Consider the following 16,292-nt stretch of genomic DNA (forward strand, 5'->3'; position numbering starts at 1 on the left):
GGAGTATCGGGGGGGAGATCACCCCAGCTCAAACGTCGTGATTCCATAAATCCGATCCAGATCAATGTCCGGCGCATGGCTGGAATACATGCGGCCGGTTTCAAACACTTTGGACATTCCCAACTGTTGCGCCATCGCCATGGCTTGTGCGTTGGGGTTGGGCATGTCGATGAATATCTCGGCATCCGACTGGTCAGCGGGAAGAGTCATAAGAAGCGATACCAGAAGGGCCTCGGCGATCTCGGAGCTGTCCGCAAATAACGGGCCGACCTTGTACCCGCTCAGGCATCGCCGCAGCGTCGCGTAGCCCTTGATTTGACCGTCTTCTTCAAACACCCGAGAGGCATGATTGGGCGCATCCAGCCAGGCGTGAAGGAATGTATCTCGCGATGCGGGAAAGAGGCCCCTGTCATAGGACCTCAGCTCGTCCGTCAGGCTATCCAGCGGAGCAATACGATCATGCTCTGATCGGCCCAGCTGATCCAGTATGCTGCCGGCTGAGCCCGAGAAGCGGTAGTTGTCATAGGCCAGATCAAAGCCGAACTTGCGGTAGTTGTCTTGCTGCTCAACAACGCCGTCCATGCCCATGTTCCGGTGCTCGCAATGCGCCTTGACCGCTTCAGCCACCTGAAGCCCGTATCCCGATCCGCGATAGTCAGGGTGCACGATATAAAAGCCCAGGAAGGAATAGGCATCGTCGTAATTCACGGCTGATGCCGACGCGATCATCTGACCATCCAGAAACCCGCCCTTGAACCCCTCGGGGTCCGAACTGCGGAAGCAGACGGCATCGTGCAGTCCGGGATTCCAGCCTTCCCGTCCGGCCCAGTCGACGGCTGTCTGGACCTCATCCGCTGTCAAAGCGCGAATTACGTATTCTGGCATGGGCGGATCTCCGTCGTGATTGCTTGCAATCAGAGGATGCCGCAACAGAAGCGAAAGAACCAGCGTGTTGAGAAAGGTTAGTATCTGGAGCGGGCGAGGCGATTCGAACGCCCGACCCTAACCTTGGCAAGGTTATGCTCTACCCCTGAGCTACGCCCGCATCAGATACATATGCTTTGGTCCTAAGACCTCTCAATGGAGCGGGCGAGGCGATTCGAACGCCCGACCCTAACCTTGGCAAGGTTATGCTCTACCCCTGAGCTACGCCCGCGCCGTTGAGTGAGGAGGGATGTATAAATTCCCACGCAGGGCTGCAAGCGGAAAAACGCAGAATTCTGAAAAAATCTTTTTCGACGGAAGCACCGCGCTCGCCCGTTAAAGAACCAGCGCATTACGAAAAGATAATGGTGGAGGTGAAAAAATGGCGAGGGTTGAAAACGTTAAGATGGCAGCACTGGCCGCGATGATTTTGCTGGCAACGGCAATTTCCCGGGCAGACAGCGACAGGCTGGGTCAGGTCGAGCCGATCCTGATGCCTGCCGCTGAAATCGAAGTACAGGTTTTGGCCTGATAAGCGCCTGCCGGATTTGGCTCAGAGCGCCAGAAACAGGTTGGCCAACGCTGCGATCAGAATGGCTGCAAATGTGAGAAGCATGCCGACCTGGCGCAGAATCACGATCTGAGTGGAACGGCCAAAGCCATAGGCATGCAGCAAGCGCCCAGCCAGCAGCATCAACCCCAACAGGTTCGGAATCAGCCAGCCCGCGCCCTGTAGTTCGGCCATCGCGATCAGCAGCAACGCAAACGGTGCGTATTCGGCACAGTTGGCATGCGTGCGCATGGCCTTAATCATGGCCTTGTCACCACCATCCCCGACCGAGATTTTACCACTGCGACGCTGCAGGATGACATTGGCGCTGAGTGCGACATAGAGAATGGCAATCAGGGCGGCGTAGATCGGTGTGATGGCGAGCATGTAAAGGTCTCCGCGAGGTCATAGAAAAGGCCGCGCAGTTTCCCACGCGGCCCGAATGAGCTTACGCTGTTTTTTTGGTTATTCCAGTTCTACCAGAAGGTCCTTTGCGTCAATCTGGCCACCGGGTTGGACATGGACAGCTTTGATTGTCGCGTCACGCTCGGCATGGATGCCGGTTTCCATCTTCATCGCTTCGATGGTCAACAGCATGTCGCCTTCCTTGACCTCCTGGCCGGCAGTTACGGCAACCATGGCCACAACGCCGGGCATGGGCGCGCCGACATGGTTGGAATTGCCTGCTTCGGCTTTGGGGCGCGAGGCTGTGGCGGATTTGACCAGACGGTTCGGTACACGGATCACACGCGGTTGACCGTTGAGTTCAAAGAACACTTTGACCTCGCCGTTTTCATCGGTCTCACCAATGGCCTGACAGCGGATTTCCAGCGTCTTGCCCGGATCGATCTCAGCGGTGATTTCTTCGCCCGGCTCCATCCCGTAGAAGAAGGTGCGCGTCGGCAGGGTACGCACTGGTCCATAGGTCCGGTGGCGGCCCATGTAATCCAGGAAGACCTTGGGATACATCAGGTAACCGTTCAGATCCTCGTCATCGATTTCCATGCCTTCCAACTGCTTGGACAGATCGGCACGCGTGGCATCCAGATCGACCGGATCGACGCCTTTACCGGGGCGTTCGGTATTCGGCGTCTCGCCCTTCAGCACCTTGCTGATGATGGTGTTCGGGAAACCACCGGGAGGCTGGCCAAGGTTGCCGCGCATCATGTCGATGACCGAGTCGGGGAAGGCCACGTCAGTCGACGGATCCTCGACGTCAGAACGTGTCAGGTTCTGGCTGACCATCATCAGGGCCATGTCCCCAACCACTTTGGACGATGGTGTCACCTTCACGATATCACCAAACATCTGGTTCACATCCGCATACATCTGCGCCACTTCGTGCCATCGCTCCTCCAGACCCAATGAACGCGCTTGCGCCTTGAGGTTGGTGAACTGACCGCCGGGCATTTCGTGCAGATATACCTCAGAAGCAGGCGCCTGAAGCCCGGTTTCAAAGGCTGCATACTGACCGCGCACAGCTTCGAAATAGTCGCTGATTTCGCGTACGGCCTTGATGTCCAGACCCGTGTCACGATCCGTATGGCGCAACGCCTCGACCACTGTACCAAGGGTTGCCTGCGACGTGTTGCCCGAGAAGCTGTCCATCGCACAATCGACCGCGTCCACACCCGCTTCAGAGGCGGCAAGGATGGTGGCGCTGGCGATACCCGCGGTGTCGTGTGTGTGGAAGTGGATGGGCAGGCCGACCTCTTCCTTCAACGCGCGGATCAGGATGCGGGCCGAGGCAGGTTTCAGAAGGCCTGCCATGTCCTTCAGGCCCAGCACATGTGCACCGGCATCGCGCAGCTCTTTCGCCATTCCGACATAGTACTTCAGGTCATACTTGGCGCGATCCGGGTCCAGAATGTCTCCAGTGTAACAAACTGTGCCTTCGCAGATCTTGTTGTTCTCGATGACCGCATCCATGGCGACACGCATATTTTCGACCCAGTTCAGCGAATCGAATACGCGGAATACATCAATATTCTTCGAGGCTTGACGCACGAACTCCTGAACCACGTTGTCCGGATAGTTGGTATAGCCAACTCCGTTCGCCCCACGCAGCAGCATCTGGGTCATCAGGTTCGGCATCGCCTCGCGCAGATCGCGCAGACGTTGCCACGGGCATTCCTGCAAGAAGCGATAGGCCACGTCGAAGGTCGCACCGCCCCAGCATTCAACCGAGAACAGTTGCGGCAGGTTGGCGGCGTAGCTTGGTGCTACCTTGATCATGTCGATCGAACGCATCCGGGTGGCCAGCAGAGACTGGTGGCCATCACGCATAGTGGTGTCGGTGATCAGCAGCTGACGCTGGGCCTTCATCCAGTCGGCCACGGCCTGCGGACCTTTTTGCTCCAGCAGGTTGCGGGTGCCCATCTGAGGTTCAACCTTCGGCGCAGGGGCCTTGGCCTCTTTCAGATCTTCGCGGGGCATCGGACGGTCTTTGGTCTCGGGGTGCCCGTTTACCGTGATGTCAGCAATGTAGTTCAGAACCTTGGTGCCGCGGTCACGACGCTTTTTGAAGTGGAACAGGTCCGGCGTCTCATCGATGAATTTGGTGGTGTATTCATTCGACAAGAAGATCGGGTGCTTCAGCAGGTTCTCGACAAAAGCGATGTTGGTCGACACGCCACGCACACGGAATTCACGCAGGGCACGATCCATCCGGGCGATGGCCTTTTCCGGGGTCGGCGCCCAAGCGGTCACTTTGGTCAGCAGTGAGTCATAGTAACGGGTAATCACACCACCCGCATAGGCAGTACCGCCATCCAGACGAATGCCCATACCAGTGGCCGAACGATAGGCAGTGATGCGACCATAGTCGGGGATGAAGTTGTTCAATGGATCTTCAGTCGTGACCCGCGTTTGCAGTGCATGTCCGTTCAGGCGAATCTCATCCTGGCTGGACTTGCCGGTGGCCTCGGCCAGCGTCTTGCCCTCGGCGATCAGGATCTGTGCCTGCACGATATCGATGCCGGTGACTTCTTCGGTGACGGTGTGTTCCACCTGAACGCGCGGATTCACTTCGATGAAGTAGAATTTTCCAGTGTTCATATCCATCAGGAATTCGACTGTGCCCGCACATTCGTAATTCACATGGGCGCAGATCCGCCGGCCCAGTTCGCAAATCTCTGCGCGCTGCTCTTCACTCAGATATGGGGCAGGGGCGCGTTCAACAACCTTTTGGTTCCGGCGCTGAACCGAGCAGTCGCGCTCATAAAGATGGTAGATCTCACCGTGCTTGTCGCCGAGGATCTGAACCTCAACGTGACGTGCGCGGGTAATCATCTTTTCCAGATAGCCCTCACCGTTGCCAAAGGCGGCTTCGGCCTCGCGGCGACCTTCCAGCACTTTATCTTCCAGTTCGTCCTCGGACAGAATCGGGCGCATCCCGCGGCCGCCGCCGCCCCAAGACGCCTTGAGCATCAGTGGATAACCGATTTCAGCTGCTTCCTTGCGGATCGCATCCATATCATCGCCCAGTACTTCGGTCGCGGGGATGACGGGTACATCTGCCGCAATCGCGACCTTGCGGGCGCTCGCCTTGTCACCCAGCGCGCGCATGGTCTCGGCTTTGGGGCCGATGAATGTAATGCCGTTCTGAACACAGGCATCCACAAAGTCCGGATTCTCCGAGAGAAGGCCGTAACCGGGGTGGATCGCATCTGCACCGCTTTCCTTGGCGACGCGGATGATTTCGTCAATCGACAGATAGGCGGCAACTGGTCCCAGACCTTCGCCGATCCGATATGCCTCATCAGCCTTGAAACGGTGCAGCCCCAGTTTGTCTTCTTCGGCGAAGACAGCAACGGTGCGTTTCCCCATCTCGTTCGCGGCGCGCATTACGCGAATGGCAATTTCGCCGCGGTTGGCGATCAGGATTTTCTTGAAGTCGGTCATGGCAGGTCCCGGTCTTATTGGTGTGGCCGTATGAATAGGCGGAGATTACGCGCAGTGATATCTGTAGTTCTGGGTAGAACCGGCATGTTATCGCTCGCAAACGCCGCTTATTAGCGCATTCTTAATACACACGCTGCGATGCAGCATCAAATGTATCGATCGAAGGGGGCAGATGACCAAGGTCTGCCGCCCCGATTTGCCCCATATTCGCCTGCAGATCCTGCCTCAGAATGTCGATCACATGTGCCGGGCCACCGATTCCCAAAGCCCCGAGACCATAGAGAAATCCTCGTCCCAGCATCACGAAATCTGCTCCTCGGGACAAAGCGCGGAGGATATCCAGCCCACCTTCGATGCCGCTGTCAAAGATCAGAGGCAGATCAGTCGCGGCTCGCATGGCGGGCAAGGCGTCTATGCTGGCCGGTGCACCGTCAAACTGCCGCCCACCGTGATTCGAGACCCACAGCGCCTCGATTCCCACACGTTCCAACCTTTCGGCATCTTCTGGGCGCATGACCCCTTTGATGATGAAAGGCCCATCCCAATGGTCGCGCAGCCATTCAACATAATCCATCCCCGGAGATGTTCTGAGCAAGTAACCAATATGCGCGGTCGGCGGTAGTTGCAGGTTGTTGTCGATATATTTGTCGAGCGTCCGCATTCGGGGAACGCCATTTCGCGCCATCCCCAGCGCCCAAGCGGGCCGTTGGGCGATCTGCGTCAGCAGGCGCGGCGTCAACTTGGGCGGATGCGTCAGGCCAGATCGCGTTTGCCGCTCCCGGCGTGATGCAACAGGGACATCAACGGTCAGGACCAATGTTGAAAAACCTGCATCCTTCACACGGTTCAGGATATCCGTCCGAATCTTCGGATCTTTCGGCGGGTAAAGTTGGAACCAGGCATCCGGTCCGATATGCGGCGCCATGTCTTCGGGATTTTGACTCGCGACCGTAGAAAGCGTGTACGGAGTTCCCGCTTCAGCAGCGGTGCGCGCAAGAATGCCCTCTGCGTCAGGCCAGACCAGTCCGGACATTCCGATTGGAGCAATACCAAAGGGCAGGGGATAGTCCTGCCCCAGAAACCGAGTGCTCAGATCGAAATCCAACGGCCCGTGAAGGATCGATGGCATAAAGCCGATCCGATCCAACGCTGCGCGATTGCGTCGACGGGCCACTTCTGCTCCCGTGCCGCTGTCCAGATATTCCCAGACAAAGTGAGGCAGGCGACGCCGGGCGCGCCGCTTCAGATCTTCGATACCCGGATAAGTGCTGTGCAGGTCCATGAGGATTGATCGGACCTGCAACGCGATTCGGCAAGGTATTCAAGCAGCTGACGACGAAGGCTGTGTTGTGCCCGGCCCGGTTGGCCCCTTATCAGTGGAGGCATTAATGATATGCGCTGCGCGTGCAACCTGTACCTGATTGCGTCCCTTGTCCTTGGCCACATACAGCGCATCATCGGCTGCACGCATCAAGTCCTGTGGCATCGTCCCGTGTGCCGGATAGTGGGCCACGCCCACCGAAATAGTGATGCGCGGCAGGGATTTCTCGCCATACCTGACTGAGACGGCCTCGACTGCCTGTCGCAATTTCTCGGCCCTGGTCATTGCGTCTTCGGGCGTGTTGTCCGGCAGGATCAACATGAATTCCTCTCCCCCGATGCGGCAGGCAACTTCGTCCCGATCGCAACCTTGTTCCAGCGCTGAACCAACGGCGCGCAGAACCATGTCACCAGCGTCGTGCCCGTGCGTGTCGTTGAATTTCTTGAAATGGTCCACGTCCACGGCAATCAGGCTAAGCGGGGCACCCGTCTGCTGACTGCGGCTGATGCCTTTGCGCAGAGTTTCCGTCATGTGGCGGCGATTGAACAGTCCCGTCAGCGGATCGCGCACAGACTGGTCATGCAACTGATCGCGCATGCGGACATTGGCGATCGCCATGCTGATCTGTTCGGCACAAAGTTGCGCCAGTTTCTTGCTGCTGTGAAACTCTTCACCGCTGCCCTCATGCGCGCGCAGATGCAACAAGCCAACCGTTTCCCCGTGCGCCAGAATAGGAAAGCAGAAATAGGGTCGGCCATCATGCGGTTCGGCATGTTCACAGACAAAGTCGATCTCGGACGCGCCGAATTCATATGTTCGCCCCCGGCGCAGGCCCCAGCATCCTTCGGGATGGATATGCGCCTTGTGCGATCCGCCATTCCAGCTGGCACAGCCATCCAGAACATCGCGAGAGTTGGAATAGACGTAAACGCTGCCTTCAGCCTCGGGCAGGATATGGGTCATGAACCGGGTGACCATGTCGAACAGTTCGTCCAGTGATCTGCTGGATTGCAGCCATTCATTCAACTCCCCCAGCAGACGCACTTCGCGTGCCAGACGCAGCTGTTCATCCATCAGATCCCTTTCTTTCGCCGACTGTTTCTGCAGAGCCAAAACCTGAAACCGGTTAGTCCGGTAGGTCGCCAGAGAAACTGCACCAAGGGCAAACAGGGCAATCCCGCTTAATATTGCCAGTGAGATTCTGAGGCGCGAGATAAAGGTGGTGCGCAGATCGGAAAAATCGGTGAAAAACTCGATGGCGCCGATAAATCGCCCGTTCTTGGTAACCGGCATAAACACCTCGGCGACGTGATGCTGCGTCGCGTTCTGGATATTGTCGGTGTGCAGGTCCAGCCCGTCGATCTCGGACAGCGGAACGACCTGCTGAATATAGTGGACCATTCCCCGGGCAACGTCGCTGCGAAAAAATGCGCGCTCTTCCATGCTGCCGATCTCATTTGCGCGGGTAGACCAGACCACCCGCCCCGCCGTATCGAGCAGTTTGAAACGGTAGACATCCGAGGCCTCGGGCATGGATGATAGAAACTCAAGGTCATGATCATCAATGTTACCGGTGCGCAGTGCCATTTCGGGATCATCCAGATGCAGGACCACTCTGCGTTTCCACAGTTCGGCCTGTTTGAGGATGTCCGTCTGCAGCATCCGGTCGACCAGAGGTGCCGGGAGTTTGTAAATGCCCCACCCGGCGGCAATGGTCAGAGCGACCAGCAAAAAGGTGATACCGGTCCATTTCAGCCGGTGATTGACAGTCCCCCGATCCGGATTTTTCATGATCTCGCGCTCCCACAACAATGGGCCAAGCATCAGGGTCAAGTTTTGACAGATGGTTAACGCCTGCGTGGGGCGATCAGTGGAGATGTTTAGAATTCGTCGGAAAGAATTTTGAAAATCTGTGTGAACAAGCCGTGAACAAACCCTTTCCCTAGACGCGTATCCCGCGTAGTTTGGGCGCATGAGCAGTTTTGATGAAATGGACGCCTTCGAAGGCGCATCCCTGTCGACGCGGGCGATGGCCGCTCGACCGATGCCTTATCTGGATGACCTCAATCCGGCGCAGCGCGACGCGGTTGAGCGGCTGGATGGACCGGTCCTGATGCTGGCGGGTGCTGGCACCGGTAAGACTAAGGCGTTGACCACCCGTATTGCGCATCTCCTGAATACGGGCCGCGCTCGCCCAAATGAGATCCTTTCGGTGACTTTCACCAACAAGGCCGCGCGTGAAATGAAGGAACGTGTCGGCCGCTTGTTGGGGCAGCCTGCCGAGGGCATGCCTTGGCTGGGCACATTCCACTCGATCTGCGTCAAACTGCTGCGACGCCATGCTGAACTGGTCGATCTGAAATCGAACTTCACCATTCTGGACAGCGACGATCAATTGCGGTTGCTCAAGCAACTGGTACAGGCCGCCAACATCGATGATAAACGCTGGCCCGCACGGATGCTGGCCGGGATCATTGACGACTGGAAAAACCGTGCACTGACACCGGACAAAGTCCCTACTGCAGACGCTGGAGCCTATAACAACAAAGGCATCGAGCTTTACGCCCAGTATCAGACCCGTCTGCGCGAACTGAATGCGGTGGATTTCGGGGATTTGCTGCTGCACATGGTCACGATCTTCCAGACCCATCATGATGTGCTCGAGCAATATCAGCGCTGGTTCCGCTACATCCTTGTGGACGAGTATCAGGATACCAACGTCGCTCAGTATCTCTGGCTGCGCCTGTTGGCCGGAGGGCACAAAAACATCTGTTGTGTCGGTGATGATGACCAGTCGATCTATGGCTGGCGTGGGGCCGAAGTGGGCAACATCCTGCGGTTTGAGAAAGATTTTCCCGGCGCATTCGTTGTGCGGTTAGAGCAGAACTACCGCTCGACTCCACATATTCTGGCTGCTGCGTCCAATGTCATTCGCGGCAATGAAAGCCGATTGGGCAAAGAGCTTTGGACTGACCGTGAAGATGGCGAACAGGTTCGTCTGATTGGCCATTGGGATGGCGAGGAAGAGGCGCGCTGGATCGGGGAAGAGATCGACGCGATGCAGGGTGGCACCCGTGGTGTGCGGCCCATGAACCTCGATGAGATCGCCATTCTTGTCCGTGCTTCGCACCAGATGCGCGCTTTCGAAGACCGCTTCCTGACTATTGGTCTGCCGTACAAGGTTATCGGTGGTCCGCGATTCTATGAGCGAATGGAGATTCGCGATGCCATGGCCTATTTCCGGCTGGTGGTTAGCCTCGAAGACGATCTGGCATTCGAGCGGATCGTAAACACGCCAAAGCGTGGACTGGGTGACAAGGCGCAGCAGACCATCCAGATGACCGCACGGGAAAACGGCGTGTCTCTGGTCGATGGGGCGCGAATAGCCGTTGATAACGGATTGCTAAAAGGCAAGGGCGCCAAAGCGCTTCGCGAGTTGGTCGATGGTCTGGCGCGCTGGAATGCTATGACGCGAGGCCCAAGGATCGAGTTCGATGACGATTCGGTGATCGATGATGGTACTGCTCCGATCCGCTACGGGGAGCCGGAACATAGTCACATCGAGTTGGCGCAGATCGTGTTGGATGAGTCTGGCTATACTGCGCATTGGCAGAACGACAAGACACCCGAAGCACCCGGGCGGTTGGAAAACCTCAAGGAACTGGTCAACCAGCTGGACAATTTCGAGAATCTGCAAGGGTTTCTGGAACATGTCAGTCTGGTGATGGACAACGAACAGGACAGCGACGGGGCCAAGGTCTCGATCATGACCCTGCACGCGGCCAAAGGGCTGGAATTCCCGGCTGTTTTCCTGCCGGGGTGGGAGGATGGGTTATTCCCCTCTCAGCGTTCTATGGACGAATCGGGGCTAAAGGGCCTCGAGGAAGAACGGCGACTGGCTTATGTCGGCATTACGCGTGCCGAGGAGGTCTGCACCATTTCATTCGCCGCCAACCGGCGCGTGTTTGGGCAATGGCAGAACTCGATGCCATCGCGTTTCATAGATGAATTGCCCGAGGATCACGTAGAGGTTCTGACCCCTCCTGGGCTATATGGGGGCGGTCAGCCCACAGCCGGGATTGAAACCCGCGCGGCTGAGGCCAACGTCTACAACTCGCCTGGTTGGAAACGCATGCAGGCGCGGCAGGGCCAGTATGGCATGTCGCAACCGAAAGAGAGCAAGAATACGGTGATCGACGCAACTGCGGTCGCCAGTTTCACGCTGGGTGAGCGGGTGTTCCACCAGAAGTTCGGTTATGGCGGGGTCATCGGAATCGAAGGGGATAAGGTCGAAGTTGAATTCGACAAGGCCGGGACCAAAAAGGTTGTGGCCAGATTCCTGTCTGCCAAGGATGATGTCCCGTTCTGATCCAGCGGAATTTGCCTGACGGCAAATGCTCGATCCTTTGTATGGCGCCCGGTTCTGACCGTGGCGCCATTGTTTTGTTCAGGGAAAAGAAAAACGGCGGTTCCCAGGGAGGAGGAGGGGAACCGCCGTTCTTTTCTACATCAGGACAGGGAGGAGGAGAGCCCCGATGTATTCGAACCCGGGTATGATCCCGGTATGGAGAAGACGCGGCGACGTCAGGGAGGAGGAGGCGTCGCCGCGCGCTTTCAACATCAAGGCAGGGAGGAGGAGAGCCCTGATGTATCGGCTTCCGGCATTTGAGGCCGGTATAAAGTGCGGCAGCATCAGGGAGGAGGAGAGATGCCGCCGCTGAAATACAGACCCTAAGGGAGGAAGAATGGGTCTGATCTCGTTGTTTCTGTTGCGCTTAGCGCGCGGATTGCTCTTCTGCCGCTTGCATTGCAATGCGGCGGATCATCGAACGGTGCAGGCCCAGATCGGCCAGCTCGCGGTTCGACAACGAAGACAGTTCGTTCACGGTCTGGCGGTACATGCGGTGCCGGGCGTAACGGACCTTTACCGCCTCAACCAGTGAAGCAAATCCAAATGTCGGTGCGCTTTTCAGCGCTGTGTGATTGGTTGCTACAGCCATTTTCGTAACCCGATTTACTATTGTTGCTGCCGGTGTGTTCCGGCGTTTGCTTGAGGATGAAAATAGGTGAATGCTGCGATTGCACAATAGGGTGCGACGTCAATGCTGCTATGCGGCAAGTGCATAGATTGGATGGTGTTTTTGCTTGAACCCCAAAAATCACCTTAAAAATACAGGTTTGAGGTTGCTTTACCGCAGGGCACCGTTTTCCGATGATTTTTGCCTGCACTTTAGATGCCGGAATTTTGGACGGAATCTGTGAAATTCTGTGCGTTCTGTTAGCGAAGACTCTGCCTAAAAAATGTGCCTGGGAAATCATGGGACGCTTCTATGGGAATACATGGGTAAGTATCTCGATACTCGAAGCGGCACAGAGATGAGCATGGCTCGAAGGTGGGTTTATGGGTGATTCGGGTCTGATTTTGAGAACAAAACAAGATCAAATAAGGCGTGTGATCCGAATCTTTGAAATAGTTGGGAAATTATGGGAAAAAATGTCCTGCTGAAATGTGGTCTATATATAGTGGTTCTATTACTAAATTTTTGCATATAGTGTGGAATTGACAAGATTGGGGTGAGTAATTTATCTCTTGTGATCGTTTTCATTGAGGGCAAGCCTCAAAAATTATATTGATTTCCATGAATTCCCATGGCATCCCTTATTCATCCGATGAGGACGAGGCAGAAGGGGCACCAAACGACCCCGAACCAAAAATACAAGAACAGGTTTCATACAGGCATCTCGCTTTCATCACTCAAGAGATCCGGCGCGCGGGCGAGCAGACATCCCCCCAGGTGGCGCGCGCAGCTGGACATCCCGCAAAGCGGGCGAATGCGGCGGGTTGATCAGTGGCAGCAGATCAACCCGCCGTTTTTAACTTCGGGGGACGTGAAATTTAGGTGGGGCGCAAGCGAAAGGGACAGTCGTCTTGGCGCGCAGGTTCAGAGGCGAAAGCCAGCATAAGGTGGATACAAAGGGCAGGGTGTCGATCCCGGCCTCGTTTCGCCGTGTGCTTGAGGCATCTGATCCCAACTGGCAGCCCGGCGACAATCCAGAGCTCGTGATTGTCTACGGTGATCACCGCCGCAAATATCTTGAATGTTATACGATGGAGGCGATCGACGAGGTCGATGCCAAGATCGATGCACTGCCCCGCGGTTCGATGCAGCGTAAGATGCTGCAGCGCATGTTCCATGGTCAGTCATTCCCGACCAACGTAGACGAAACTGGTCGTCTGGTTCTGCCTGCAAAGCTGCGCAACAAGATCGAACTGGAAGGCGAGGCATTCTTTATTGCCGCCGGTGATACTTTTCAGATTTGGAAACCCGAGACCTACGAGGCCGAAGAACTGGCCGCAGCCGAAGAATGGCTGGACGACCTGCCTGACGATTTCGATCCGATGGAGTTCCTCGACGGTCCCGGGGATGCGTGACGGCATGGCCGGCGCGGATCATCCCCCTTCGGATAAGCCCCATATCCCTGTCTTGCTTCGCCCGTTGCTTGCGGCGGTTGCACCCGTATCTGGTGTCTGGCTGGACGGTACTTTTGGCGCAGGCGGATATACACGCGGACTACTGGAGGCCGGGGCTGACAAGGTCATCGGTGTAGACCGTGACCCACTGGCATTCGAAATGGCTGCGGATTGGGCAAAGGGCTATGGTGACCGGCTGGTGATGCAGTCTGGTGTATTTTCACGCATGGATGAATACGCACAGGACCTTGATGGTGTTGTGCTGGATCTTGGTGTCTCATCCATGCAGCTTGATCAGGCCGAGCGTGGCTTTTCCTTCATGAAGGACGGTCCGCTGGACATGCGGATGAGCCAGGACGGCGAAAGTGCCGCCGATCTGGTGAATACAGCGACCGAGGCACAACTGGCTGATATCCTGTTTCACTATGGCGAGGAGCGCGCCAGCCGGCGTATCGCCAAGGCTATCGTCAAGGCGCGGACGGAAGAGCCGATCACGACAACTCTCCGTCTGGTCGAGATCATCGAATCCTGTCTGCCGCGCCCCAAGCCGGGGCAATCTCATCCTGCGACGCGTAGTTTTCAGGGTATTCGCATCGCGGTGAATGCCGAATATGAAGAGCTTTTCCAAGGGCTTATGGCGGCCGAGCGGGCGTTGAAACCCGGCGGTCAGTTGGCTGTTGTCACCTTTCACTCGATCGAAGATCGCATGGTAAAGCGGTTCTTCCAGTCGCGCGCGGGCAAAACCGGTCGCGCAAACCGCTACGCACCTGAGATTGAGCAGGAACAGCCGCAGTTCACTTTGAAAACCCGCAAGGCCGTTGGCCCGGATGATCAGGAACTGCAGGAAAATCCGCGCGCGCGTTCAGCCAAGCTGCGTGTCACCATTCGTACCGATGCCCCGGCGGGGGAAATTGATGCCCGCGCCATCGGAATGCCGCAACTTGGGGGAAGGGCAAGATGAAGAGTGTATTGTATGTGTTGACCGCCCTGGCCGTATTCGGGCTGGCTTTGTGGGCCTATCAGGAAAACTACCGCACGCAGCAGGTATTGAAGGAAACCCAGTCGCTGCAGCGTCAGATTGGCGCCGCTCAGGCGCGGCTGGCTGTTCTGAACGCAGAGTGGGCTTACTTGAATCGGCCTGATCGCCTGCGCGAATTGGCGGACCTTAATTTTGAACGTCTTGGTCTGCTGCCATTGCGGGCCGAGCAGTTTGGTCGCGCTGATCAGATCGCTTATGCCGAAGATCCTGACTTGCCGATTGTCGATCCGATTGAGTTGCAGGCCATCACAGACATTCAGGCACTGGGCGAGGTACAGATCCCATGACCCGCACACCGCTCCGCCCGCTTGCCCGTATTCTGGACGCCCGCGCCCGAGGCGAAAACCCCAAGGCGATCGAGCGTGAGAATATCCGCCAGCGCCACGAGGACATGAAAGACCGCGCCCGCGCCCGCGCCGAAGGGCGCTTGTTGGTGCTTGGGCTCTTTTTCTTCTGTGCGTTCTCTGTCGTCGGTGTGCGGATGGGCATGCTTGCCACTTCCGAGGCACAGGAACCTCTGGCAAGCGCACCTGGCGCATCCATTGCCATGCAGCGCGCGAACATCGTGGACCGTGAAGGGCGCATTCTTGCGACCAACCTGGACACCTATTCGGTATACGCACAGCCACCTCTGATGATCGATCCTGAGGCGGCGGCGGATGAGCTGGTCAAAATCTTCCCGGATCTTGAAAAAGAGCGTCTGGTCAAGGACTTCACAGGTAAACGTAAGTTCCTCTGGATCAAGAAACGTATCTCACCCGAGCAGAAACAGGCTGTACACGATATTGGCGATCCGGGCATCTTGTTCGGCCCGCGCGAAATGCGTCTTTACCCGAATGGGCGGCTGGCAGCGCATATCCTCGGCGGAGCAGGTTTCGGCCGCGAAGGCGTCAGCGCCGCCGAGGTCATTGGCGTTGCGGGCGTTGAAAAACAGTTCGATGACTACCTGCGCGACCCCGCCAATGGCAACAAACCGCTGCAACTGTCGCTGGACCTAACCATTCAGGCCGCGGTCGAGCAGGTGCTGTACGGCGGCATGAAGATCATGAATGCCAAGGGTGCCTCGGCAGTGCTTATGAATGTGCACACCGGCGAGGTAATTTCAGCGGCATCGTTGCCATCGTTTGATCCCAATGACCGTCCGCGTCCGCCAACCTCGGGTTTTGATCCGTCGGACAGTCCATTGTTCAACCGATATGTTCAGGGCGTTTACGAGCTTGGTTCTGTGTTCAAGATTTTCACCGCCGCTCAGGCGGTGGAGATTGGGCTGGTGAACTCGAATACCATCATCGACACATCCGGCCCGATGAAAATCGGCCGCTTTCCGATCGGTGAATTCAACGGCAAAAACTACGGCAAGATCAGTGTTGCCGACGTGATCGTTCACAGTTCGAACCGGGGGACCGGGCGTCTGGCATTGCAGATCGGCGCGCAGCGGCAGCAGGATTTCCTGAGCACGCTGGGCATGTTTGAGCCAACTCCGTTCGAGATTGTCGAGGCAGCTGGTGGTGAGCCGCTCAAACCCAAGAAATGGGGCGAGCTCAGCACAGTGACGATTTCCTATGGCCATGGCCTTTCGACAAGTCCGATGCATCTGGCGGCGGGCTATGCGGCGATTGCCAATGGGGGGCATTATGTCAGCCCGACGATTCTGCGTCGCAACGGTCCGCAATACGGCCCGCGCGTCCTGTCTGAGAATGCCGCAACGCAGGCACAGAAGATGTTGCGCAAGGTCGTGACCGATGGCACCGCCAGCTTTGGCGATGTTCCCGGCTATGATGTGGCAGGTAAAACCGGCACAGCGGACAAGCCGAAACCGCGCGGCGGATATTATGATGACAAGGTCATCGCGACATTCGCCACTCTGTTTCCGGCCTATGATCCTAAATATGTGCTGATCGTCACTTTGGACGAACCTTCCATCGTGGCCTATGGCGAAAAGCGCCGTACAGCAGGCTGGACAGCGGTGCCGGTCGCTGCCGAACTGATCGGACGCATCGCACCGCTTCTGGGTCTCAGACCACGGCTTGAGCCTGAGGCGGGCGCTGCTATAACGCTGACCTCAAACTAGGCAGAACCAGGC

The 16,292-nt window shown here is 57.0% G+C and carries 12 protein-coding genes and 2 tRNA genes; 6 read left to right on the forward strand and 8 right to left on the reverse strand.

The features are described 5' to 3' along the window. Positions 1-18: 18 nt before the first annotated feature. The 3 genes from ACR0CW_RS02205 to ACR0CW_RS02215 all read right to left on the reverse strand — a co-directional run bounded on the left by ACR0CW_RS02205 (position 19) and on the right by ACR0CW_RS02215 (position 1,156). Positions 19-885, reverse strand: coding sequence for a GNAT family N-acetyltransferase (locus ACR0CW_RS02205; protein ID WP_480786672.1), 867 nt, complete (start codon positions 883-885; stop codon positions 19-21). Between the two features lie 85 nt (positions 886-970). Continuing rightward, positions 971-1,045 (reverse strand) — tRNA-Gly (locus tag ACR0CW_RS02210). A gap of 36 nt (positions 1,046-1,081) precedes the next feature. Further along, a tRNA-Gly gene (locus ACR0CW_RS02215) sits at positions 1,082-1,156 on the reverse strand. Positions 1,157-1,306: 150 nt separating this feature from the next. Between ACR0CW_RS02215 and ACR0CW_RS02220 the strand changes: the two genes are divergently transcribed. Continuing rightward, positions 1,307-1,456: a hypothetical protein gene (locus ACR0CW_RS02220; protein ID WP_480786673.1), complete on the forward strand. Its 150-nt coding sequence runs from the start codon at positions 1,307-1,309 to the stop codon at positions 1,454-1,456. 21 nt (positions 1,457-1,477) lie between these two features. On the opposite strand, the gene ACR0CW_RS02225 is transcribed toward ACR0CW_RS02220, so the two are convergent. From ACR0CW_RS02225 to ACR0CW_RS02240, 4 genes are all read right to left on the reverse strand, one after another. Continuing rightward, positions 1,478-1,861, reverse strand: a complete 384-nt coding sequence (locus tag ACR0CW_RS02225) for an MAPEG family protein (RefSeq protein WP_480786674.1) — start codon at positions 1,859-1,861, stop codon at positions 1,478-1,480. Between the two features lie 78 nt (positions 1,862-1,939). Next, positions 1,940-5,377: a pyruvate carboxylase gene (locus tag ACR0CW_RS02230; protein ID WP_480786675.1), complete on the reverse strand. Its 3,438-nt coding sequence runs from the start codon at positions 5,375-5,377 to the stop codon at positions 1,940-1,942. A gap of 121 nt (positions 5,378-5,498) precedes the next feature. Next, positions 5,499-6,659: an alpha-hydroxy acid oxidase gene (locus tag ACR0CW_RS02235; protein WP_480786676.1), complete on the reverse strand. Its 1,161-nt coding sequence runs from the start codon at positions 6,657-6,659 to the stop codon at positions 5,499-5,501. A gap of 39 nt (positions 6,660-6,698) precedes the next feature. After that, entirely contained in the window at positions 6,699-8,489 is a 1,791-nt protein-coding gene (locus ACR0CW_RS02240) for a sensor domain-containing diguanylate cyclase (protein ID WP_480786921.1), read from the reverse strand. 181 nt (positions 8,490-8,670) lie between these two features. On the opposite strand from ACR0CW_RS02240, the gene ACR0CW_RS02245 reads away from it, so the two are divergent. Further along, positions 8,671-11,067: an ATP-dependent helicase gene (locus ACR0CW_RS02245; RefSeq protein WP_480786677.1), complete on the forward strand. Its 2,397-nt coding sequence runs from the start codon at positions 8,671-8,673 to the stop codon at positions 11,065-11,067. Positions 11,068-11,473: 406 nt separating this feature from the next. Here the strand turns inward: ACR0CW_RS02245 and ACR0CW_RS02250 are convergent, their stop codons facing one another. Beyond that, complete coding sequence (locus tag ACR0CW_RS02250) at positions 11,474-11,698, reverse strand: DUF1127 domain-containing protein (RefSeq protein WP_155147336.1); 225 nt, start codon at positions 11,696-11,698, stop codon at positions 11,474-11,476. A gap of 965 nt (positions 11,699-12,663) precedes the next feature. Between ACR0CW_RS02250 and mraZ the strand changes: the two genes are divergently transcribed. From mraZ to ACR0CW_RS02270, 4 genes are read left to right on the forward strand one after another with little or no spacing between them, the layout of a single operon-like run. After that, positions 12,664-13,131, forward strand: a complete 468-nt coding sequence (gene mraZ, locus ACR0CW_RS02255; protein ID WP_367646937.1) for a division/cell wall cluster transcriptional repressor MraZ — start codon at positions 12,664-12,666, stop codon at positions 13,129-13,131. 4 nt (positions 13,132-13,135) lie between these two features. Next, positions 13,136-14,131, forward strand: a complete 996-nt coding sequence (gene rsmH / locus ACR0CW_RS02260; protein WP_480786922.1) for a 16S rRNA (cytosine(1402)-N(4))-methyltransferase RsmH — start codon at positions 13,136-13,138, stop codon at positions 14,129-14,131. Next, positions 14,128-14,496 (forward strand): cell division protein FtsL, encoded by a 369-nt coding sequence (gene ftsL / locus ACR0CW_RS02265; RefSeq protein ID WP_170331727.1) that lies wholly within the window; start codon positions 14,128-14,130, stop codon positions 14,494-14,496. The genes rsmH and ftsL overlap by 4 nt, the downstream gene beginning before the upstream one ends. Then, on the forward strand, positions 14,493-16,280 hold the full coding sequence (locus tag ACR0CW_RS02270) for a peptidoglycan D,D-transpeptidase FtsI family protein (protein ID WP_480786678.1): 1,788 nt from the start codon (positions 14,493-14,495) through the stop codon (positions 16,278-16,280). The genes ftsL and ACR0CW_RS02270 overlap by 4 nt, the downstream gene beginning before the upstream one ends. Positions 16,281-16,292 lie beyond the last annotated feature (12 nt).

The sequence above is a fragment of the Ruegeria sp. CH6 genome (assembly GCF_056537005.1).

Coding starts and splice junctions, on each gene's coding strand:
- ACR0CW_RS02205 (WP_480786672.1), bottom strand. CDS start 885: ATGCCAGAATACGTAATTCGCGCTTTGACAGCGGATGAGGTCCAGACA.
- ACR0CW_RS02220 (WP_480786673.1), top strand. CDS start 1,307: ATGGCGAGGGTTGAAAACGTTAAGATGGCAGCACTGGCCGCGATGATT.
- ACR0CW_RS02225 (WP_480786674.1), bottom strand. CDS start 1,861: ATGCTCGCCATCACACCGATCTACGCCGCCCTGATTGCCATTCTCTAT.
- ACR0CW_RS02230 (WP_480786675.1), bottom strand. CDS start 5,377: ATGACCGACTTCAAGAAAATCCTGATCGCCAACCGCGGCGAAATTGCC.
- ACR0CW_RS02235 (WP_480786676.1), bottom strand. CDS start 6,659: ATGGACCTGCACAGCACTTATCCGGGTATCGAAGATCTGAAGCGGCGC.
- ACR0CW_RS02240 (WP_480786921.1), bottom strand. CDS start 8,489: ATGAAAAATCCGGATCGGGGGACTGTCAATCACCGGCTGAAATGGACC.
- ACR0CW_RS02245 (WP_480786677.1), top strand. CDS start 8,671: ATGAGCAGTTTTGATGAAATGGACGCCTTCGAAGGCGCATCCCTGTCG.
- ACR0CW_RS02250 (WP_155147336.1), bottom strand. CDS start 11,698: ATGGCTGTAGCAACCAATCACACAGCGCTGAAAAGCGCACCGACATTT.
- rsmH (WP_480786922.1), top strand. CDS start 13,136: ATGGCCGGCGCGGATCATCCCCCTTCGGATAAGCCCCATATCCCTGTC.
- ftsL (WP_170331727.1), top strand. CDS start 14,128: ATGAAGAGTGTATTGTATGTGTTGACCGCCCTGGCCGTATTCGGGCTG.
- ACR0CW_RS02270 (WP_480786678.1), top strand. CDS start 14,493: ATGACCCGCACACCGCTCCGCCCGCTTGCCCGTATTCTGGACGCCCGC.